The sequence below is a fragment of the Carnobacterium sp. GW821-FHT04C06 genome (assembly GCF_059420345.1).
On the sequence record NZ_JBWKTN010000004.1, the window covers coordinates 1 to 19,420 of the forward strand.

Consider the following 19,420-nt stretch of genomic DNA (forward strand, 5'->3'; position numbering starts at 1 on the left):
TTCTCTTGACCTAGTCAAGAGACCCTACACATTTGGTTCGTCTTACTTTGTTCAGTTTTCAAAGGTCTAAGTTGTTTTGTTGTTGTTTTAACAACTTCTATATATTAACATTCGTTTAGAAGTTTGTCAATACTTTTGAATAAATATTTTTTCGATTGAATAATTATTCATATCTGTCGTCGCTCTTAATTGACGACTTAGAAATATTATCACATTCAATCAATGTTTGTCAACACTTATTTAAAAACATTTTTCAATGTCTTTCTAGGAGTTATTAGCTCTTAGCGACATCAACTACTATACCAAGTTTCTGATTATTGGTCAATAGAAATCTACACATTTTTATACATTTTTTTAATAAGCCGTACAATTCTATTTATAGACCCGATTTCATACTGGATAATCCAGTATTTTAATGCATGTTAAACCTTATTACATACGTGTTTATTGATAAGTTAGATTGCTTATACTTAGCAATCTAACTTATACAAATTGAAATCTGCTATTTGTTCTCCTGCATCATGTTGGTAAATTGTTTTAAAAAAGTTAAATCCTGCATCTTGATATAATGCATTTAAAACTTTATTATCAGCAATACAATCCAATCGAATTTCTTTTTTACCTTTAGATTTGCTATATTTTTCCACTTCAGTGAGAATTTCCATCGCTATACCTTGACCTGAATAATGACGATTAATCGCTAATCGATGCAAGTAAAAATAATGATCACTCTTGTCTACTCCCCAAAGTTCCTGATCCCATGAACTTTGTTTATTCCACAAAATACACATTCCGACTAGGGCATCTCCCTTAGTAAAATAAAAAACATCTCCTCTTTCAATAGCTGATTTTGTATCGTGATTGTCCTTTCCTTCCAAAATGCCATTCCATTGCTTAGAACCTTTTGCTTTTAACCATTTTGCAGATTCTATCAACAAATCAGTTATAAGTGTGTACTCCTTCATACTGGCTTTGTTTAACTTTAGTTGTGTATTCATTTTTCCCTCTTTTCTTCTATAGTAAGATATAAAAATAGACATGCACTTTTAAGTACATGTCTATTTAGTTTGTTTAATGAGATATTTTATAGACGTTCATTTAATTCTTTTGCTAACTCTTCGAAACCAGGTTTACCTAAAAGGGCGAACATATTTTTTTTATAAGCTTCGACTCCTGGTTGGTCGAATGGATTGACACCATTTAAATAACCTGAAATTCCTACTGCAATTTCAAAGAAGTACATCAAGTAGCCTAATGTGTACGCATCTGTTTCTGGAATTGTAACTAACAAGTTAGGAACTTCTCCATCTGTGTGTGCCAATAATGTTCCTTGGAATGCTTTTGTGTTTACAAAATCAATTTCTTTTCCTTGTAAATAACCTAAACCGTCTAAGTCTGATTCTGTTACTGGGATTTTAATATCATGACGTGCTTTGTCTACTTTGATAACTGTTTCAAAGATATTGCGACGTCCTTCTTGGATATATTGTCCTAGGGAGTGTAAATCAGTTGAAAAGTTTGCACTTGATGGATAGATGCCTTTTTGGTCTTTTCCTTCTGACTCTCCGAATAACTGTTTCCACCATTCTGAGAAGTATTGTAGACTTGGTTCATAGTTGATTAAAAGCTCGGTTACTTTTCCTTTGCGGTATAAAGCATTACGAACTGCTGCATATTGATATGCTTCGTTTTCTTCTAGTTTATCACTTGAATAAGCAACGCTAGCGTCAGCTGCACCTTTCATTAAAGCATCAATATCTGCTCCACTTGCTGCGATTGGCAATAATCCAACGGGTGTTAAAACAGAGAAACGTCCGCCTACATCATCTGGGATAATAAACGATTCGTATCCTTCTGCGTTGGCTTCTTCTTTTAAAGCGCCACGAGCTTTGTCTGTTGTTGCATAAATACGTTTTTTAGCTTCTTCTGCTCCGTATTTTTTAATTAGTAATTCTTTAAAGACGCGGAATGCGATTGCAGGTTCTGTTGTTGTACCTGATTTTGAAATGATGTTTACTGAGAAATCGCGGTCGCCAATTACTTCAATTAAATCATGTAGGTAGCTTGAACTAATGCTATTTCCAGCAAAGAAAATTTGTGGTGCTTTACGGTCTTCTTTGCCTATTAGGTTATAGAATGAGTGGTTTAAAAAGTCTAAAGCAGCTTTTGCTCCTAAATAAGAACCGCCAATACCAATTACAATCAGGATTTCAGAATCTGATTGAATTTTTTTAGCTGCAGCTTTAATTCTGCTAAATTCTTCTTTATCGTAAGCAGTTGGTAAATCAATCCACCCTAAGAAGTCACTGCCTTGTCCTGTTCCTTTACGTAGCATCTCATCTGCCGTTGTTACTTGTTGTTGTAAGTAATCAACTTCGTGTGGTTGTAAAAATTGGTCGATTTTTGAATAATCAAATTGAATATGTGGCATATTTTACCCTCCGATATTAAATTTTACAAGCTTTGTATTCCCTTTCTACTTTAGTAGTTTTTGAAGGAAAATGCAAGAAAAAACAGGAAGTTCTTTTAAATAAGAGCTTCCTGTTTTAGTTATATTTAAAATTGTGGTACTCCTGAGATTTCCCAAGTTTTCAATGCATCTCTCAAAGCACTTGTGTGCTGCCATGACAAATTGGATTCTGAAGGTTTTAAAAGCATTTCTAAATTTTCCATTTCTTTTGGCATTTCAAATACAAATAAAGGAATTCGCATGTCATCTACTACGGCATTTGTTAGTTCAAATAAATTTAATGATGAGACTTCAATGGTTAATTTCTCTTTTAAATCTTCTAAAATACTGGCTAAACCAGTTCTATCTTTTGATAGTTTTGTTGCCGGAAAAGAAAAGTCATCTGCTTTGCCAGACTGATTGGCAACTAAAAATACGGACTTTCCATCCTTATCAAGAGCCATTACGGTTCCTGCAACCCATTGTTTCTCAATCATTTTATATGCACCCCACACTATAATTTTAACTTCTAGAAATAGTACAATTTGTATCATAACATAATTTTTTAAAATTAAAAGCTCTAATTAATAATTAATTAATTGTTTCGGGCTTTCTCATCTTTTTTAGCTTCTTCAATCCATTTTGGTAGCATTTTCGCAATGGATTGAAATCCTGGTTTGACTGCTTTGTCTTGCCTGTTTTTGCGTTTTTTATGGTGGTATTGGAATGTAACATTTTCTTCAAGTGATCGCATTGATAAACTGATTTTCTTAGTGTACTCATCAACGTCAATAACCATTACTTCGATTTCTTCTCCAACTTGAAGAACATCATTTAAATTTTTAACAAAGCCATGTTTGCATTCTGAAATATGAACAAGTCCCTGCGTTTCTTTATCTAACGAGACAAATGCTCCGTATGGCTGAATGCCGGTTACTTTGCCTTTTACAATAGTTCCGATTTTGTAGTTCATGTTTTCACCTCTTTTGTTTAGATTTTCATGAATCAATTCTAGTTCATTATAGCACCACTTTTTTAGAAATGGGGAATTTTTACTTATTTATTCGTGTAACTATTTTTGAGAAAACGTCTTCAATGCAGTATACTACTCTATATAGAATGTTTTTATTTAAGGGGGAATTTTATGGAAAGTCATTTTGATGAGGTTATTAATCGCTTAGAAACAAACTCGATTAAATGGGATACGTTGGAAGATCGTTATGGATCAACTGAGGTTTTACCAATGTGGATTGCTGATATGGATTTTAAAACGCCAAAAGTTGTGTTGGATGCTTTAAAAAACACCTTGGAAAACTGTCCTGTTTTGGGGTATACAAAAGCACCTGATTCACTTTATGAGGCAATTATTGATTGGCAGCAACAGAAACACAATATGTCTTTAACAAGAGAGGCTATTTTATTTTCACCAGGTGTTGTGCCTAGTCTCGCGTTAGTTGTTAATGCCTTTACCTCACCTGAGGATAACGTTATGATTCACGATCCAGTATATCCTCCCTTTACGTCTATGATTACTGCCAATCAACGAAAGGTCCTTCGTTCTGAACTGACAATTAAAGATAACCAGTTTGTCATGAATTTTGAAGAAATAGAACAGCAATTCAAAACAAAGGATGTAAAATTGTTTATTTTATGTAATCCTCATAATCCTGGTGGACGAGTTTGGTCAAAAGACGAATTGATACAGCTTAGTGAACTGTGTTATAAATACAAGGTTATTTTAGTAAGTGATGAGATTCATGGTGATCTGATTTTTATTCCACATCGTTTTACTTCAGTCGTAACGATTGATGAACGTTATCAGGATTTTGTTGTTACCTTAACGGCTGCAACAAAAACATTTAATATGGCTGGAACAAAGAATTCAATGATTTACGTTTATAATGAAGGTTTACGAAATCTATTGGTTCGAGAACAACATAAATCAGAACAAAGTGGCATTAATACTTTCGGTTATGTAGCAACAGAAGCAGCTTATCGATTAGGTGATGATTGGTTAGCTGACTGTTTAGACTATTTGGAAGGAAACTTAGCTTTGGTAGTAGACTTTTTTGCAACTGAATTACCTGAAGTAATGGTTGTCAAACCACAAGGAACTTACTTAGTTTGGTTTAATGCTTCTTCTTTAGGATTAGAGGACCAAGCCTTGACTCAGCATTTTGTGGAGGTAGGAAAAATTGGGTTGAATGCAGGCATTGACTTTGGTCCTGCTGGTAGTCAATTTCTTCGGATGAATATTGCCACATCAAGAACAACTTTAGTCGAAGGGTTAAAACGAATTAAATATGCGTTTACTCATTAAAAATACCATTCAGTCTTTAAAGGACTGAATGGTATTTTTTTATAGACTGTCTGCTGCTAGTAGTAGGCAACCTGTAATTCCAGCATTATCTCCAAGTGCTGGTGGGACGATGTACTCATCTAATGGAGGAACTTGAACATAACCTGCTAGCATTTTCTTAAATTCTTGACGTACTAGTGGGAATAATTGTTCTTGTTTCATCACACCACCACCCAATACAATTCTTTCTGGGCTTAAAATCAACGTGTAGTTCATCAATGCTTGCGCTAAATAGTAGGCTTCCATTTCCCAAACGTGTTTTTCATCCGCTAAATGATGTCCTTTTTTCCCGTGACGTGCTTCGATTGCCGGTCCTGCTGCTAAGCCTTCTAGGCAATTTTCATGGTAAGGACACGTACCTTTATAGGTTTCATCTGGATGAAGACGGACTAAAATATGTCCCATTTCTGGATGTCCAAATCCTTGTAGTAGCTTTCCGTTCATGACAGCGCCACCGCCTACTCCTGTTCCAACGGTTAAATAAAGGCAACTTTCGGTTCCTATTGCTGCGCCTTTTTTGATTTCACCTAGCGCTGCGGCATTAACATCTGTTGTCCAGCCTACTGGTATCTGGTAACGCTCTTTTACTGCACCTAGAAAATCATAGTTTGTCCAAGCAACTTTTGGGGTTGTCGTAACATAGCCGTATGTGCTGGATTTTAAATTAACATCAATTGGACCGAATGAGCCAATTCCGATTGCATCTAGTTGGTAATTATCAAAAAATGCAAATACTTGTTGAAGAGTCTCCTCTGGGGTTGTCGTTGGAATACTGATTCGTTCGATGATTTCAAATGCTTCATTACTGACTGCACAAACAAATTTTGTGCCACCTGCTTCAATTGCGCCATAGTTCATTTTTTTACTCTCCTTTTAGCTCTTCCCTTTTTCCTATTTATTGTAGCATAAATTCGAATGAAAATGAGGGCGTTTTCATTTTTTTATAAAAAAACTGCTCAAATCTTTTCAGAGTTGAGCAGTTTTAGTTTATGCGATTTCTACAGATTCAATTCTAACACCATTTACAGGTTTATCTTGAGGTCCACGTTTTACTTTTTCAATTTCATAAACGACATCCATACCGTCAACGACTTGACCAAAAACTGAATGACGGAAGTCTAACCATGGTGTTCCACCATTTTTAGAGTATGCTTCGATGATTTCTTTTGGATAGCCCGCGCCTTCTAATTGTGACACCATGTTTTCTGGTACGTTTGTGTTTGATACGATAAAGAATTGGCTGCCATTTGTGTTTGGTCCAGCGTTAGCCATTGAAAGTGCACCGTTTAAGTTAAACACTTCTTTTGAAAATTCATCATTGAATGAATCTCCCCACAAGCTTTCTCCGCCCATACCTGTACCAGTTGGGTCGCCACCTTGAATCATAAAATCAGGAATTACACGGTGAAAAATCACACCATCGTAATAGCCTTTTTTAGCTAGTCCTAAAAAGTTTTCAACTGTTTTAGGGGCAACTTCTGGGAATAATTTAATTTTAATATCACCCATTGTTGTTTTTAAAGTAACTAGTTCTTCATTTTCTGCTACTTCTGTTGTTAGTTGTGGAAATTGAGTCATTGTTATAAAACCTCCTACTTTTTGTTTACTTGTCTATCATAACTAAATTTAAACTATTTTGCCAACTTTTCTTTTTAAATTTTTGAAAAATCTCCTCTCTAGGAACAATTCATGATATGATGAAGTTATTAAAAATCTTAATTTTTTAAAGGATGATGTCGATGAGCTTTCTAACCAATTTCCCTTTAATTTCCGCTTTGACAGCTATTTGTTTTTCACAAGTTGTAAAGGTTCCGATTGCTTTTTTGCTAAAAAAGAAAACAACATGGGCTTTAGCAGCCTCAACAGGCGGGATGCCTAGTTCTCACTCAGCTAGTGTTACTGCGCTGATTGCTTCATTAGTGATTCAGCATGGTTGGAACTCCCCATTAGTGGCAATTGCTGTCACATTTGGCGTCATTGTGATGTTTGATGCGATGGGTGTTCGTAGACAAAGTGGTGAACAGGGTCTTGTTTTAAATCAACTAATCATTGATTTGCAAAATTTAAAGTTAAAAGATCAACAGGCTAAAGAATCGTTGCGTAGAGAGCAGCAAAAAGACAAACACATTAAAGAATATTTAGGTCATAAACCACTAGAAGTGTTATTTGGAATGGTAACGGGTGTTTGTATCGCTTATTTTGTTCATTTTTTAATGTCCCTTTTTCATGTTTTATAATCTTTTACTTCTTTAATTTCTTCTATTTATCATAGAATTGAGATTAAAGTTTTTTTTGTTTTATTCTTTATATGTAATCTAAAGGAATTTGTGCTATACTGATAATCATTCTCAGAGCAATCCCATTTCAAGTATGGAGGAATTTAAATTGGAACATACAAAAGACGTATTTGACATAACCATCATTGGTGGTGGACCTGTTGGTATGTTTGCTGCCTTCTACGGGGGCATGCGAAACGCAAAAGTAAAAATCATTGAAAGCTTACCTAAATTAGGTGGCCAACTTTCTACTCTATACCCAGAAAAATATATTTATGATATTGCTGGGTTTCCAGAAATTAAGGCACAGGATTTAGTTCATAATTTAACCAAACAAATGGAGCGGTTTGACACGACGATTTGTTTAGAAGAAGAAGTTCTTGTCGTTACTAAAAATCAAGATAAATTATTTGTTTTAGAAACAGATCAAGGCATTCATTATTCAAAAGCGATTATTGTGACTGCTGGTAATGGCGCTTTCCAACCACGTAAATTGGAAATTGAACATGCTCGTCAGTTTGAAGGAACTTCTCTTCACTATTTTGTTGATAATATGGAACAATTTAAGGATCGCAAAGTAGCGGTTTGTGGCGGTGGAGATTCAGCTGTCGATTGGGCTTTGATGTTAGAGCCAATTGCTAAAGAGGTTTTTCTGATTCACCGAAGAAATCAATTCCGAGCCCATGAACATAGTGTTTCCTTATTGGCTCAATCTTCAGTTCACTTAAAAACGCCTTTTGTTCCTGCAAAAATCAATGGTAGTGGGAAGAATTTAACGAGTATCACCTTAAAGGAAGTCCGAGGTGACGGGGTTGAAGATCTTGAAGTTGATGATTTCTTAGTAAATTATGGTTTTAGTTCTTCAATTGGGAGCATTAAAGATTGGGGACTTGAAATCGATAAAAATGCGATTGTGGTGAACAGTAAGATGGAAACAACGATTGAAGGCATTTATGCTGCTGGTGACATTTGTACGTATGATGGCAAAATCAAATTGATTGCTGCAGGTTTTGGGGAAGCTCCTACTGCGATTAATAATGCAATGAGTTACATCAATCCAGATTCAAGAGTTCAACCCATGCATAGTACTAGTCTATTTTAAACGCATAAACACCGTTACTTTCTACTAGTAACGGTGTTTTTTTATAGCCAACCTTCTTCTTCTAACGATTGGTAAATACCTTTGATTAAATCATCTGTTGTTTTTGCACGAACTAGTTTGCCTTCTGCTAATGCAAAAAAATCTTGCGCACAGATGACACATTCATTTAAACAGTCATATGTAACAACTTCTACTAGGTCGTCTGCTTCTAATTTATCGAGGACAATTTGTCCGCCATTTGCTACATTATTAACACAAAATTCAACGATTGGTTTCATTTATACCCTCCTTTTTTTTAATCTGTTAGGGTTAGTATAACATGATTTACAAGTACTAGCGGAATCATTCGCTTTGCTTTATGAATTTTTTTATGAAATAAGGTATACTAGATAGATAGAATGGAGTGGATGAATTTGGTAAAAGATACAACAGAATTATATCGTAAAGCGTTAGAGTTATTGAAAGAACGTAAAGTTGAATTGACAGATATCGCCGAGCTTGTTATGTTTTTACAACAATCTTATATTGAAGATTTAACGTTGGCCATTTGTTTAGAAAATGTGAATGCTGTTTTGAAAAAACGCGAAGTTCAAAATGCTATTATTACAGGAATTCAGTTAGATATACTAGCTGAAGAAAATAAATTGATTCAACCGTTACAAGATATTATCGCTGAAGATGAGGGCTTGTACGGAATTGACGAAATTATGGCTCTTTCTATTGTGAATGTTTATGGATCAATTGGGTTAACCAACTTTGGGTACATTGATAAAGTAAAACCAGGTATTTTAAAACGTTTAAATAGTCATGTTCCTGGCGAAATTCATACTTTTTTAGATGATATCGTTGGAGCTATTGCAGCAGCTGCTGCTAGTCGTTTAGCCCATTCAGATCCTACTAAAAGTGATATTACCCAGTGAAGTCCTTGCCTAGCTATCTGTAAGATTCCTTAAACAATTGGAAAATAGATACTCAGAGACTTGTTTTTATGCTACAATTATTACGTTTAATACTAAAATAAGAATAGAGGGAACTTAATTATGTCTGTCATTTATGGACTGATCGATTTTATTTTACATATTGATCAGCATTTAGTAACAATTATTGACCAATTTGGAATTTGGACGTATGTCATACTATTTTTAATCGTGTTTATTGAAACTGGATTAGTCATTTTTCCATTTCTACCAGGTGATTCTCTACTGTTTGCAGCCAGTGCGCTAGCAGCTTTACCCGCTATCCATTTAAATATTTGGATTCTCATCGCTGTTTTTGCGGCTGCCGCTATTATTGGAGACACGGTAAACTATGAAATTGGGAAAAAAGTTGGGCTTTCGATTCCAGAAGATAGTTTGCTGGGAAAAGTCTTAAATAAAGAAAAAATGGAAAAAGCAGAAGCTTTCTTTAATAAGCATGGCGGAAAAACAATTTTAATTGCTCGTTTTATGCCCTTCATTCGAACTTTTGCTCCTTTTATTGCGGGTGCAAGTCGGATGCATTATGGTTACTTTATCCGTTACAACTTTATCGGTGGCGCGGTTTGGGTATTGCTATGCTGCCTAGCTGGTTTCTTTTTTGGAAATATTCCTTATGTAAGAGACAATTTTACAATCGTTGTCTTAGGGATTATCTTTGTTTCATTAATTCCAATGATTGTTACGTTTATTCGTGGAAAGATGAAAAAAACAGCTTAAAAAAAACAGCTTAAAAAAAACAGATTCGCTTAGATGCGAATCTGTTTTTTTGACCAATAATACCCAATAATAAATTGAATTTCCATTAATAAGATTGCTAAAATAAAGCAATGCATAAAAAAGGCTTCTGGAAGCACGTTAATAATTGGGTCTGTTGATGGATTAAACATCCAATCTTCATTGTTAAACAAGACTTCATGAAATACGATAAACAATTGATCGAAGCTAATCATCATCACAACTCCAAGCACAACTGGAGCTACTATTAATACTTGAAAGGGTCTAATCAACGTCCAACCTAATTGGTATCTTTTTAAATAGCGGATAAAGAAAAGACTTCCTATTCCACTGATAAGCACAACTAGGTAATCAACTAAAAATAACCGTTTCACTTCAAAAAAGTGATTCAATCCATTCGCAGAACTAGGAAAATCTGGCATTTCTAATGATCGAATCCAAGGGAGGTTTAAATAATTCAGTAATTGATGGTAATTATCCATTAATACTGCCTTCGACAAGCCTGACTGTTGATCAATTGCTAATAACGAGATATCTACGCGATAAAGAATCGTTACATTAATTGTCAGCGCAATTGAAATTGACAGAATAAATAGAATCAATAGAGTGACTCCACCTAGTTGAATTGCTTTTTGTTTCATCTTAATGACCAATCATCTAATGAAGGGACTTTATAAGTAGGCTGCTCTTTGACGTTGAGCAAATCTTCTGGCTTTGTAAAACCAGAAAACACGAGTAAGCTATCGATGTCATTTTTGATTCCTGCCATAATGTCTGTCTCATAGTTATCTCCAACCATTAGGACCTCTTCTTTTGCTAAACCAATCACACCTAAAGCTTCATTCATAATAATCGCTTCTGGTTTCCCAATATAGGTAGGTTGCTGCTTTGTTGAAGCTATCAATAACGCCGTCAACGCACCTGCTCCTGGAACTAACCCTTTTTCACTAGGTAGATTAGTGTCTTTATTGGTAGAAATAAAACGAGCTCCATTGTGAATGGCTAACGTCGCTGTTTCAAAATCTTGATAGCGAGCTTGACGATCCAAGGCTACAACTACATAATCCGGATTTTTTTCTTCAATAATAAAGCCTGCTTCGTGTAATTCTTGTTTTAAACCCGATTCACCAATTACAAACACTTTATTGCCTTTATCCAATGACTTTAAATAACTAGCAGTTGCCACTGATCCAGTATAAACGGTTTCTTTTGAAACATGGATATCAAAATTAGTCGCTAAATTTTCTGCTACTTCTTCTTGAGATTTCGTTGTATTATTTGTTACAAATAAAAAAGGAATGTTTGCTTCTTGTAAACGCGCTATAAATCTAGTTGCTGCAGGAATTGGTTCTTTTCCTCGGTACATCGTGCCATCTAAGTCAATTAAATAACCTTTATAAGTCAAAGTAATAAGCCCCTTACGATTTATTTTTAACTTGTTCAACGTCATTGCGACGAATGTTAAAGTGACGTTGCCCATTTTTTTCTTCTACTGTTTTAATTTTTGCTTTTGGTTCTTGCTTTTGTTTTTGAACAACCTGTACTTGTTTTGGTTGCGTTACGTCTTTTGTTACAAAATTCTTTTTAGGTGCTTTTTGTGCTGTGTTGTTTGGTTTGGTTGTTTTATTTTTTTGTGATTTTGCTTCTGGCTTTGTCGTTACTGCTTTAGGATTTGAATTAGTTGGACGGTTCCGTGATCTTTTTGGTTTAAAACTCTTTTCTTTTTTCACTTCCCCAACTCGTTGCAACACAAAGTAAGCACAACCAAAATTACAATATTCATACAGGTAATCTTGTAGCGTACTGATGCGTTGATCTTGCGAAACTTTTCGATTTTTATCATCATAGAAGCCTTTTAGTCTTAATTGTTCAAAACCCCAATCGGCTACGATGTAATCGTATTTTGATAGAATTTCACTGTATCGTTCTGAAAGTCTTTCAGCATCAAATGCCTCTCGATAGTTTAAAACGATCTCATAGGTTTGTTCTTCAATCATAATGGTTGTTTCATCAATTCGTTTAACTAAGAGATTTTCTTCTACTGGTTCAGTCACAGCCACTTCTTCAACTACTGCTGCTTCCATTACTTCTTGCTTAGGTTCTTTTGTTTTATTTTCCTGGGTCATTTTGTCACCGCCCTATTTTAGTTATGATGAAATGAAGCCACGTAAAGTCGTATCTTCAAATTTTCATGTTCTTATCTATTATACTGAACTTTTAAGCAATTGGATAGTTTCTCTTTAAATATTGTCCTAAAACATCGCGAATAAAAAATGGAAACAGAACTTGGTTTCTTCCTTTGATTTCAATCGTTGGGAAAAAAGGAACATATAAAAAATGATCGACAGTTGCGAGTGTATACTCTTTTTGAGGTTCTAATTTAACTCCTTGCCAATAAACGGTCTGGCTTTCATTGTCATAGGAAATGCCATCGTAACAAATTTCACCAAATAATTCCCCACGAAAACCCAGTCCCTTGATAGGGAAATAGCGTAAATAGTTACGGTTTTTTTCCATTTCTAAAATCAAACGTTCCAGATTTTCTCCGTCTAACGTACAAGTTAAAACTCGCATTGGGTGCGGCAATATTTGATGTAAGTCGTTTTTAGAAATGATTCCTTTTTGCAAAGGTTTCATAAAAAGCCCCGCATTGACAATCGCAACTTCTGTTTGTGCATAATCTTTAATGGCTTTTAATCCTAAATTGACTAACTGAGATGAGCCTTTCCAGCTTATGGAGAAGGCATTTGGTAAATAGGCAATTTTTTGTTCTTTTAATTGAATATGCCCTTGTTCTTCATAGTCTGAAATCAGTTTTGCTTCATTCGCTGTTGGAGGAAGTGAACAAGTAGCAATGACTTCGGCTTCTTCATGTTGGATTTTACCAGCAGCTAGTTCCAAGGTAATGTGTCCAATATGTTGACCAAATTTCCCGGCTGCTGTCACAAAAGTTTCTCGATTTTTCTCTCCTGTTGGCAATAGATGGTGTGTATGTGAACCCATAATCAGATTAATCATTGGATACATGTTAGCAATTTTGCGATCTTCTTCAATTCCTAAATGGGATAATAAGAAAATACTATCTACCATTGGAATTAGAATTTCTAGTAGTTCGGGGATACAATCATCGGGCTCAATCACATGCCAGCCATTAGGTTCATAGCTAGTTGGAAAGGGAGCCGTTAAACCAAAGACGCCGATTCGATGTCCTGATTTTGTTTGATAAATTTTAAATAATTCTGCCCATTCTGGTTTTAAATTTGTTTCTTTATCGATTAAGTTAGCCAGCAAAACAGGAAAATTGGCTTCGCTATAGAGCTGATTCAATTGTTTTTTTGAATTTCCTACGCCTTCGTTATTGCCAATTGTCGCACCGTCATAATGAATTTGATTTAAGGCTGCGATATTTGCTTTGCCATCAGTGGCTTCTGTTAAAGGATGAACTCGGTCTAAGGCGTCGCCGATATCAAAAATTAATACTTCTTCATTTTTTTGACGATCATACTCACGTTGCTCTAGTAAAAATTCCTGAATTCGTGGCCAATTTTCAAAATGTGAGTGGAGATCGTTTGTATGGTAAATATGAATGCGTTCCATCTAACCAGCCTTCTTTTCTTTTAGAATTCGTTTTCTTTTATTATAGCAATCTTTTCTTATTTTTTCTTAAAGTTCGTTCATTAGGATGAATTTACCTTTTATTGTCCAACTGTTTCTACTATAATAGAAGCAACTTATATCAAATAAGACAAGGAGGTTCTTTATGTTAGTCGAAAGTCCAGTCGGTTTACTTGAATTAAAAGAAGATGAATTTGGTATTACTAGTATTCATAATTTAACGATTCACCCGCAGGATGCACAGAATGCGATTCAGGATGAACCTTTTTGTTTGGCTTTGAAAGATGAATTAGAGGCTTATTTTGAAGGAAATTTAACTGAATTCTCCGTTCCTCTTTCGATTCATTCAGGCACCCCTTTCCAACGTAGCGTTTGGCAGGCGTTAAGAACCATTCCTTATGGCGAAACAAGAAGTTATGGGGATATTGCTGAAGCCATTGAAAATCCAAAGGCGGTCCGGGCTATTGGGCAAGCGAATCGCAATAATCCTTTTCCAATTGTGATTCCTTGTCATCGGGTAATTGGCAAAAATGGAAAGCTTGTTGGGTACAGTGGCTCTTCGGAAATCGGCTTAACGACGAAAGAATGGTTGTTGAATTTTGAAAAAAATAATCATCTAAAAGACGCCTCAATCTGATAATGGATTGAAGCGTCTTTTTTAGTTGTCTATTTGTTGGAACCAGTCATTTTCTAATAAATGAATCTCTGATTTCACTTCATTGATTTTTTGACGTACTACAGCGTTTTCTGGTTTTGTTTCTAGTGTGTGTGTCAATTTTGCCAATTCAATCGTTTTCTCTTCTAATTTCGTTTCAATCGTAGCTAATGATAATGTTCTTTTTTTGTTTAAAAGTGGAATTGATCCAATTGGAGGTTGTTCTTTTCGTTTAGTCGTTGCCCACTGATAACTGCCAGGGTACATCGTTAGGCCCTTTTTATCTAACCATAATGTTTCATTCGTTACTTTTGCTAAAAAATAACGGTCATGGGAAATTGCAAAAATGGTTCCTTGATAATTAGACAGGACGTCTTCGATTACTTCTCTGGTAGAAATATCTAAATGATTGGTTGGCTCATCTAATATCAAGAGATTTGTTTCTTGTTCCATTAAAATGGCTAAACGTAATCTCATTCGTTCCCCGCCACTCAATTGCCCAACTTTACGAAAAACATCGCTGCCAAAGAATAAAAACGTCGCTAGAAATTGTCTAGCTGCTCCTTCTTCCATGCCGATTTCTGAACGGAAGGTCGCTAATACCGTTGCTTCTTCTTTTGGAAAACTAATTTTTTGAGGCAAGTACCCTATTTTTACGCCTTCACCTATTTTTATTTCTCCTTTATCAGGAGCTATTTCTTTTAAAGCTAAACGTATTAAGGAAGATTTACCGGTGCCATTTTCACCTACCATTCCTACTCGCTGTTTCCATAGTAAGGTGAAATCAAGCTCTGTAAATAAGTGTTTCTCACCAAAAGCTTTACTTACATCGTGAAAGCTTAAAACTTTTTTTCCACTTCGTTGTGTGACCTCTAAAGTAAGTTTAACTTTTTCTTTTTCCATAGTTGGCTTAGCTAGCTGTTGAATTCGTTGCACCCTTTTTTCTAAGCTTTTTGCCTTTTTGAACATATCTTCGTTGCCACTTTCATTTCCCCATTGTCGGTAACGGCGAATGGCATCTTGAAGTTTTTTGATTTTCTTTTGTTGTTCTTGGTAATCTTTTAATTCTAGTTCTAGCTTCTTTTGTTTTTGAATTTTATAACGACTATAGTTGCCATTAAAAATACTCACTTCACTGTCTTCAAGCTCGTAGATTTGCTCCACTACTTCATCTAAGAAATGGCGGTCATGAGAAATAATAACAACTCCACCGCTGTATTCTTTTAGATAATGTTCTAACCATTCGATTGCTTGTAAATCCAAATGATTGGTAGGTTCATCTAATAATAATAAATCGGGATTTTGTAGCAGGGTTTTGATTAAACCGACTTTGGTTTGTTCGCCTCCACTTAATTGATTGAATGTTGCTTTTAAAAGTGTTTCTATTCCTAAACCTGTCGCTAGTTTTTGGATTTTGTAATCTAACTCATATCCACCAATTTCGATAAACGTCTCTTGTAATTCCCCATATTTTAAAAGCAGAGAAGACATTTTATCTTCATCAGTTTCGGTTGCTAGTTCACACTCCATTGACGTCAAGTCCGTTTTCATTTTGATAAAGGTTGGAAAGCTTTGTTCGATTACTTGGTAGACCGTTTCATTGGGTAGCGCTACAGGCAATTGTTCTAAATAGCCGATTTTCATCCCCTTTTTTCGGATGATTGTTCCACTACTAGGGAATTCTATGCCGAGTAAAAGTTTAAATAAACTTGATTTCCCACTCCCATTGTCTCCAACTAAACCGATTTTTTTATTTTCTGGTATTGTAAAGGAAAGTTCTTCAAATAAGGTTAAACTTCCGAAGGTTTTTCCGATTTCTTTGACTGTAATAAACATGATGTTACTCCTTTGTGCCATCATCTTTATCTTTTATTGCAACAAAAAAGGACAACTGGAGACGATTCTCCACCTGCCCAACTGACTTCCTAGTTACAGATCATTTCTGAATTAGGGAAATAAAAGACAAGTTGGCAAATTATTTTTAATTGAATTGTTGAAATTTTGGGCAGACTTATCCCTTGTTTGCGCAACATTAAAAATAACGGCATGACAGAAACTAACAAATAAAATTGTAAAATCAATCATTCCAACTAAATTACCACTCATCTTTTATTCACCTCCATTTCATTTATTAAAATTAGATTAACACAATCCAACCTTTTTCGCAACTTTTCTTTGATATGTAAGGAAATGTAACACCAAGATAGCACTTTTATAAAAAAAATTTCACTAAAAACTTTACAAACTGCTTATTTAGCCGATATAATAGCTCTATCATTAAAATATAATGAACGTATTCTAATAGTTTCTTTAGATTATCGACTTAATAGAGGAGTGATTTCATGATTGAATTTAAAGAGGTTGAAAAATATTACGGCTCATTTCACGCCTTGAAAGACATTAATTTAACCGTACAAAAAGGTGAAGTTGTGGTTGTAATCGGTCCTTCTGGCTCTGGTAAAAGTACGATGCTTCGTTGCATTAATGGGTTGGAGGATATTACTGAAGGGCAGCTTTTGATAAATGATGTGGATCTACATGGTAAGGGAACAAATATGAATCAAGTTCGTAAAAACCTGGGAATGGTCTTTCAGCATTTTAATTTGTACCCTCATAAAACAGTGTTAGAAAACATTACACTTGCACCAATCAAAGTCTTAAAAAAATCAAAAGAGGATGCCACTAAATTAGCAGAAACGTTGCTTGAAAAAGTCGGCATGTTAGATAAAAAGGATTCCTACCCTTCACAATTATCTGGTGGTCAACAGCAGCGAATTGCGATTGCAAGGGGCTTAGCTATGCAACCGGAAGTAATGCTGTTTGATGAACCAACGTCAGCACTTGATCCTGAAATGATTGGGGAAGTTCTTGAGGTGATGAAAAAATTAGCACGTGAAGGAATGACGATGGTTGTTGTTACCCATGAAATGGGCTTTGCAAGAGAAGTGGCTGATCGCGTGATTTTTATGGCAGATGGTCAAATTTTAGAAGATGCAAATGCGATTGAATTTTATGAGCAGCCAAAAGAAATCAGAGCACAACAATTTTTAAGCAAAATCATTAATCATTAATTAAAGGAGGCATTTGCTGATGAAACAATTATTAAAAAAAGGCGCTCTCCTCTTCTTGATGATGCTCGTCTTAACGGCTTGTGGCAAAGCAAGTGTTGCGAACGAGGACATTAAAACAAGAATCAAAACCAGTCCAACGATTGTTTGGGGAGTAAAAACAGATACACGGCTTTTTGGTTTAATCAATATTGAATCTCGTGAAATTGAAGGCTTTGACATTGATATTGCAAAGGCCTTAACAACTGAAATACTTGGTAAGGATGGAAAAGCGGAGTTTGTGGAAGTTACTTCCAAAACAAGAATTCCCTTGTTAAAAAACGGGAATATTGATGCCATTATTGCTACTATGACGATTTCTGACGAGCGTAAAAAAGTAGTGGATTTTACAGATAGCTATTTTGATGCCGGGCAATCTTTGTTAGTCAAAAAAGGCAGTCCAATCAAAAGCATTGCGGATTTAAATGCTCGTACAACAGTTTTAGCGGTTAAGGGCTCCACCTCTGCTATTAATATTCGAGCAAAGGCGCCTGAGACAAAAGTATTGGAATTAGAAAATTATGCAGAGGCTTTTACTGCCTTGCAATCTGGCCAAGGTGACGCTATGACTACAGATAATAGTATCCTTTTAGGAATCGCTGAAGAAAATCCTGATTATGAACTTGCAGGTGGGAACTTTACTGATGAGCCTTATGGGATTGCCATTAATAAAGGGCAAGAACCTTTCCTAAAAGAAGTGAATCATGCTTTAGAAAAAATTAGAGCTAATGGAACTTATGATAAGATTTATCAAAAATGGTTTCCTAAAAAATAATTTAAGTGAGGTGACGCGTAACTATGGGTACAATTCTTTCAACTTACTCAACGCCTTTGATTGAAGGTTTTAAATATACACTTTATGCAAGTTTGCTTGCATTGCTTTTTAGTTTGATTATTGGAACATTGATGGCTATTTTTCAACTCTCTCATAAAAAATGGGTTCAATACCTTGCAAAGGCTTATGTAGAATTTTTCCGTAATATTCCGTTATTGATTATTGTCATGTTTTTCTACGTGGTTGCACCTTTGTATTGGTTTCAATTGAATGGCTTTACTGCGGGAACCATTGGATTAACCCTTTATACTTCTGCTTTTATTGCTGAAACGGTTCGTGCAGGAATTGAGAGTGTTCCAAAAGGTCAATTAGAAGCTGGGCTTTCTTCTGGTTTCACCTATTCCAAGGTGATGTGGTACATTATTTTGCCCCAAGCCTTTAAGATTGTCATTCCCCCACTAGGCAACCAGTTTATTAATCTAGTGAAAAATTCCTCTATTTTAGCGATGGTTGCAGGTCTTGATTTGATGTATCAAGGGGATTTGATTGCAAGTGAAACCTTTAATACCTTTGATACGTATTTGATTGTTGGTGGGTTTTATTTGATTTTAACATTGCCTTTGTCTTATTTGATGAAGCATATTGAAAAACGTTTAGAGGTTAAAAATTAAGAAGGAGGAGAGTTGATTTGAACTTTATCGAGGCTTTTTCATGGATCAATATTCGCTTCTTATTAGATGGTTTATGGGTCACAATTATGGTCGCTGTCTTGTCGATTATTTTTAGCTTTGTCATCGGCGGGATTGCAGGTCTGATTCGTTTTATGAAAGTTCCATTTATTTCAGCGATTGTCGGTGTTTTAATTGATATTATACGTAATTTGCCTTTGTTGTTGATTATCTTTTTTACTTATTTTGCATTGCCACAAGTTGGCATTCGTCTAAGTATTTTCTGGTCAAGTGTGGCTGCTTTAACTATTTTTGAATCGGCAATGCTCTCTGAAATTATTCGAGCGGGCTTAAATGCCGTTCCTAAGGGGCAAATGGAAGCTGGTCGTTCGACTGGATTGACGTATGGTCAAACACTTTGGTCGATTATCTTTCCACAGGCCTTTCAAAAGATGCTTCCCCCGATTGTCAGCCAATTTATTTCATTAATTAAAGATACGTCTCTTGCTGTTATTATTTCTTTACCAGAATTGACTCATAATGCAAAAATTATTTACGGTCAAGATACAACAGCCGTCTTACCGATGTTTGCTGCTATGACATTCTTGTATTTTATTGTTTGTTTCTTACTTTCGCGTGTATCGAAACGACTTGAGCTGAAACTTCAATAAGTATATGTTATTTGAACAATAAATGATTCGT

Annotated in this window: 23 protein-coding genes; 10 read left to right on the plus strand and 13 right to left on the minus strand. The window is 35.2% G+C overall.

All coding sequences use genetic code 11. The annotated features are described in order from the left end of the window. Positions 1-470 precede the first annotated feature (470 nt). The 4 genes from AC07SW_RS07335 to AC07SW_RS07350 form a co-directional block, all read right to left on the minus strand. On the minus strand, positions 471-998 hold the full coding sequence (locus AC07SW_RS07335) for a GNAT family N-acetyltransferase (RefSeq protein WP_311780691.1): 528 nt from the start codon (positions 996-998) through the stop codon (positions 471-473). A gap of 86 nt (positions 999-1,084) precedes the next feature. Then, positions 1,085-2,431: a glucose-6-phosphate isomerase gene (locus AC07SW_RS07340; RefSeq protein WP_034568603.1), complete on the minus strand. Its 1,347-nt coding sequence runs from the start codon at positions 2,429-2,431 to the stop codon at positions 1,085-1,087. Positions 2,432-2,556: 125 nt separating this feature from the next. After that, positions 2,557-2,946 (minus strand): hypothetical protein, encoded by a 390-nt coding sequence (locus AC07SW_RS07345; RefSeq protein WP_034568601.1) that lies wholly within the window; start codon positions 2,944-2,946, stop codon positions 2,557-2,559. A 98-nt stretch (positions 2,947-3,044) separates the two neighbouring features. Further along, positions 3,045-3,422, minus strand: coding sequence for a CvfD/Ygs/GSP13 family RNA-binding post-transcriptional regulator (locus AC07SW_RS07350; RefSeq protein WP_034568599.1), 378 nt, complete (start codon positions 3,420-3,422; stop codon positions 3,045-3,047). A 171-nt stretch (positions 3,423-3,593) separates the two neighbouring features. Between AC07SW_RS07350 and AC07SW_RS07355 the strand changes: the two genes are divergently transcribed. Next, entirely contained in the window at positions 3,594-4,769 is a 1,176-nt protein-coding gene (locus AC07SW_RS07355; protein WP_119908360.1) for a MalY/PatB family protein, read from the plus strand. 39 nt (positions 4,770-4,808) lie between these two features. On the opposite strand, the gene AC07SW_RS07360 is transcribed toward AC07SW_RS07355, so the two are convergent. Continuing rightward, positions 4,809-5,666 (minus strand): ROK family protein, encoded by an 858-nt coding sequence (locus tag AC07SW_RS07360; RefSeq protein ID WP_034568596.1) that lies wholly within the window; start codon positions 5,664-5,666, stop codon positions 4,809-4,811. A gap of 129 nt (positions 5,667-5,795) precedes the next feature. Continuing rightward, positions 5,796-6,386 carry a peptidylprolyl isomerase gene (locus AC07SW_RS07365; protein WP_034568594.1) on the minus strand — a complete coding sequence of 197 codons (591 nt, stop codon included), beginning with the start codon at positions 6,384-6,386 and terminating at the stop codon, positions 5,796-5,798. A gap of 161 nt (positions 6,387-6,547) precedes the next feature. On the opposite strand from AC07SW_RS07365, the gene AC07SW_RS07370 reads away from it, so the two are divergent. Then, complete coding sequence (locus AC07SW_RS07370; protein WP_034568592.1) at positions 6,548-7,045, plus strand: divergent PAP2 family protein; 498 nt, start codon at positions 6,548-6,550, stop codon at positions 7,043-7,045. 133 nt (positions 7,046-7,178) lie between these two features. Continuing rightward, positions 7,179-8,186, plus strand: a complete 1,008-nt coding sequence (locus AC07SW_RS07375) for an NAD(P)/FAD-dependent oxidoreductase (RefSeq protein WP_074401799.1) — start codon at positions 7,179-7,181, stop codon at positions 8,184-8,186. Between the two features lie 41 nt (positions 8,187-8,227). Here the strand turns inward: AC07SW_RS07375 and AC07SW_RS07380 are convergent, their stop codons facing one another. Beyond that, positions 8,228-8,464 carry a DUF1450 domain-containing protein gene (locus AC07SW_RS07380; RefSeq protein ID WP_034568588.1) on the minus strand — a complete coding sequence of 79 codons (237 nt, stop codon included), beginning with the start codon at positions 8,462-8,464 and terminating at the stop codon, positions 8,228-8,230. A 129-nt stretch (positions 8,465-8,593) separates the two neighbouring features. Between AC07SW_RS07380 and AC07SW_RS07385 the strand changes: the two genes are divergently transcribed. Further along, positions 8,594-9,106 carry a phosphatidylglycerophosphatase A family protein gene (locus tag AC07SW_RS07385; RefSeq protein ID WP_119908361.1) on the plus strand — a complete coding sequence of 171 codons (513 nt, stop codon included), beginning with the start codon at positions 8,594-8,596 and terminating at the stop codon, positions 9,104-9,106. A 129-nt stretch (positions 9,107-9,235) separates the two neighbouring features. Continuing rightward, positions 9,236-9,880, plus strand: a complete 645-nt coding sequence (locus AC07SW_RS07390) for a DedA family protein (protein WP_199198186.1) — start codon at positions 9,236-9,238, stop codon at positions 9,878-9,880. A 29-nt stretch (positions 9,881-9,909) separates the two neighbouring features. Here the strand turns inward: AC07SW_RS07390 and AC07SW_RS07395 are convergent, their stop codons facing one another. The 4 genes from AC07SW_RS07395 to AC07SW_RS07410 form a co-directional block, all read right to left on the minus strand. Further along, a complete protein-coding gene (locus tag AC07SW_RS07395) occupies positions 9,910-10,539 on the minus strand; it encodes a TIGR01906 family membrane protein (RefSeq protein ID WP_034568582.1) in 630 nt (209 codons plus the stop codon). After that, positions 10,536-11,303: a TIGR01457 family HAD-type hydrolase gene (locus AC07SW_RS07400; RefSeq protein WP_034568581.1), complete on the minus strand. Its 768-nt coding sequence runs from the start codon at positions 11,301-11,303 to the stop codon at positions 10,536-10,538. The genes AC07SW_RS07395 and AC07SW_RS07400 overlap by 4 nt, the downstream gene beginning before the upstream one ends. Before the next feature lie 13 nt (positions 11,304-11,316). Then, positions 11,317-12,024: a YutD family protein gene (locus AC07SW_RS07405; protein ID WP_119908363.1), complete on the minus strand. Its 708-nt coding sequence runs from the start codon at positions 12,022-12,024 to the stop codon at positions 11,317-11,319. Positions 12,025-12,115: 91 nt separating this feature from the next. Further along, positions 12,116-13,495, minus strand: a complete 1,380-nt coding sequence (locus AC07SW_RS07410; protein WP_494632555.1) for a bifunctional metallophosphatase/5'-nucleotidase — start codon at positions 13,493-13,495, stop codon at positions 12,116-12,118. A gap of 163 nt (positions 13,496-13,658) precedes the next feature. Between AC07SW_RS07410 and AC07SW_RS07415 the strand changes: the two genes are divergently transcribed. Beyond that, positions 13,659-14,150: a methylated-DNA--[protein]-cysteine S-methyltransferase gene (locus AC07SW_RS07415; RefSeq protein WP_494632556.1), complete on the plus strand. Its 492-nt coding sequence runs from the start codon at positions 13,659-13,661 to the stop codon at positions 14,148-14,150. A gap of 21 nt (positions 14,151-14,171) precedes the next feature. On the opposite strand, the gene abc-f is transcribed toward AC07SW_RS07415, so the two are convergent. After that, positions 14,172-16,004 (minus strand): ribosomal protection-like ABC-F family protein, encoded by a 1,833-nt coding sequence (gene abc-f, locus AC07SW_RS07420; protein WP_463685418.1) that lies wholly within the window; start codon positions 16,002-16,004, stop codon positions 14,172-14,174. A gap of 111 nt (positions 16,005-16,115) precedes the next feature. Further along, the gene (locus tag AC07SW_RS07425) at positions 16,116-16,274 is read right to left on the minus strand and encodes a hypothetical protein (RefSeq protein ID WP_156099050.1); all 159 of its coding nucleotides are present in this window, start codon (positions 16,272-16,274) and stop codon (positions 16,116-16,118) included. A gap of 236 nt (positions 16,275-16,510) precedes the next feature. Between AC07SW_RS07425 and AC07SW_RS07430 the strand changes: the two genes are divergently transcribed. From AC07SW_RS07430 to AC07SW_RS07445, 4 genes are read left to right on the plus strand one after another with little or no spacing between them, the layout of a single operon-like run. Then, the gene (locus tag AC07SW_RS07430) at positions 16,511-17,239 is read left to right on the plus strand and encodes an amino acid ABC transporter ATP-binding protein (RefSeq protein WP_034568572.1); all 729 of its coding nucleotides are present in this window, start codon (positions 16,511-16,513) and stop codon (positions 17,237-17,239) included. A 19-nt stretch (positions 17,240-17,258) separates the two neighbouring features. Further along, positions 17,259-18,050 (plus strand): transporter substrate-binding domain-containing protein, encoded by a 792-nt coding sequence (locus AC07SW_RS07435; RefSeq protein WP_135022929.1) that lies wholly within the window; start codon positions 17,259-17,261, stop codon positions 18,048-18,050. Positions 18,051-18,073: 23 nt separating this feature from the next. Then, positions 18,074-18,721 (plus strand): amino acid ABC transporter permease, encoded by a 648-nt coding sequence (locus AC07SW_RS07440; RefSeq protein WP_074401788.1) that lies wholly within the window; start codon positions 18,074-18,076, stop codon positions 18,719-18,721. A 17-nt stretch (positions 18,722-18,738) separates the two neighbouring features. Next, the gene (locus AC07SW_RS07445) at positions 18,739-19,389 is read left to right on the plus strand and encodes an amino acid ABC transporter permease (protein ID WP_034568567.1); all 651 of its coding nucleotides are present in this window, start codon (positions 18,739-18,741) and stop codon (positions 19,387-19,389) included. The last annotated feature ends 31 nt before the right edge of the window (positions 19,390-19,420 follow it).

What these genes read in the sequence shown, in the direction of transcription:
- AC07SW_RS07335 (WP_311780691.1), bottom strand. Translation starts at nt 998, where the DNA reads ATGAATACACAACTAAAGTTAAACAAAGCCAGTATGAAGGAGTACACA.
- AC07SW_RS07340 (WP_034568603.1), bottom strand. Translation starts at nt 2,431, where the DNA reads ATGCCACATATTCAATTTGATTATTCAAAAATCGACCAATTTTTACAA.
- AC07SW_RS07345 (WP_034568601.1), bottom strand. Translation starts at nt 2,946, where the DNA reads ATGATTGAGAAACAATGGGTTGCAGGAACCGTAATGGCTCTTGATAAG.
- AC07SW_RS07350 (WP_034568599.1), bottom strand. Translation starts at nt 3,422, where the DNA reads ATGAACTACAAAATCGGAACTATTGTAAAAGGCAAAGTAACCGGCATT.
- AC07SW_RS07355 (WP_119908360.1), top strand. Translation starts at nt 3,594, where the DNA reads ATGGAAAGTCATTTTGATGAGGTTATTAATCGCTTAGAAACAAACTCG.
- AC07SW_RS07360 (WP_034568596.1), bottom strand. Translation starts at nt 5,666, where the DNA reads ATGAACTATGGCGCAATTGAAGCAGGTGGCACAAAATTTGTTTGTGCA.
- AC07SW_RS07365 (WP_034568594.1), bottom strand. Translation starts at nt 6,386, where the DNA reads ATGACTCAATTTCCACAACTAACAACAGAAGTAGCAGAAAATGAAGAA.
- AC07SW_RS07370 (WP_034568592.1), top strand. Translation starts at nt 6,548, where the DNA reads ATGAGCTTTCTAACCAATTTCCCTTTAATTTCCGCTTTGACAGCTATT.
- AC07SW_RS07375 (WP_074401799.1), top strand. Translation starts at nt 7,179, where the DNA reads ATGGAGGAATTTAAATTGGAACATACAAAAGACGTATTTGACATAACC.
- AC07SW_RS07380 (WP_034568588.1), bottom strand. Translation starts at nt 8,464, where the DNA reads ATGAAACCAATCGTTGAATTTTGTGTTAATAATGTAGCAAATGGCGGA.
- AC07SW_RS07385 (WP_119908361.1), top strand. Translation starts at nt 8,594, where the DNA reads ATGAATTTGGTAAAAGATACAACAGAATTATATCGTAAAGCGTTAGAG.
- AC07SW_RS07395 (WP_034568582.1), bottom strand. Translation starts at nt 10,539, where the DNA reads ATGAAACAAAAAGCAATTCAACTAGGTGGAGTCACTCTATTGATTCTA.
- AC07SW_RS07405 (WP_119908363.1), bottom strand. Translation starts at nt 12,024, where the DNA reads ATGACCCAGGAAAATAAAACAAAAGAACCTAAGCAAGAAGTAATGGAA.
- AC07SW_RS07410 (WP_494632555.1), bottom strand. Translation starts at nt 13,495, where the DNA reads ATGGAACGCATTCATATTTACCATACAAACGATCTCCACTCACATTTT.
- AC07SW_RS07415 (WP_494632556.1), top strand. Translation starts at nt 13,659, where the DNA reads ATGTTAGTCGAAAGTCCAGTCGGTTTACTTGAATTAAAAGAAGATGAA.
- abc-f (WP_463685418.1), bottom strand. Translation starts at nt 16,004, where the DNA reads ATGTTTATTACAGTCAAAGAAATCGGAAAAACCTTCGGAAGTTTAACC.
- AC07SW_RS07425 (WP_156099050.1), bottom strand. Translation starts at nt 16,274, where the DNA reads ATGAGTGGTAATTTAGTTGGAATGATTGATTTTACAATTTTATTTGTT.
- AC07SW_RS07430 (WP_034568572.1), top strand. Translation starts at nt 16,511, where the DNA reads ATGATTGAATTTAAAGAGGTTGAAAAATATTACGGCTCATTTCACGCC.
- AC07SW_RS07435 (WP_135022929.1), top strand. Translation starts at nt 17,259, where the DNA reads ATGAAACAATTATTAAAAAAAGGCGCTCTCCTCTTCTTGATGATGCTC.
- AC07SW_RS07440 (WP_074401788.1), top strand. Translation starts at nt 18,074, where the DNA reads ATGGGTACAATTCTTTCAACTTACTCAACGCCTTTGATTGAAGGTTTT.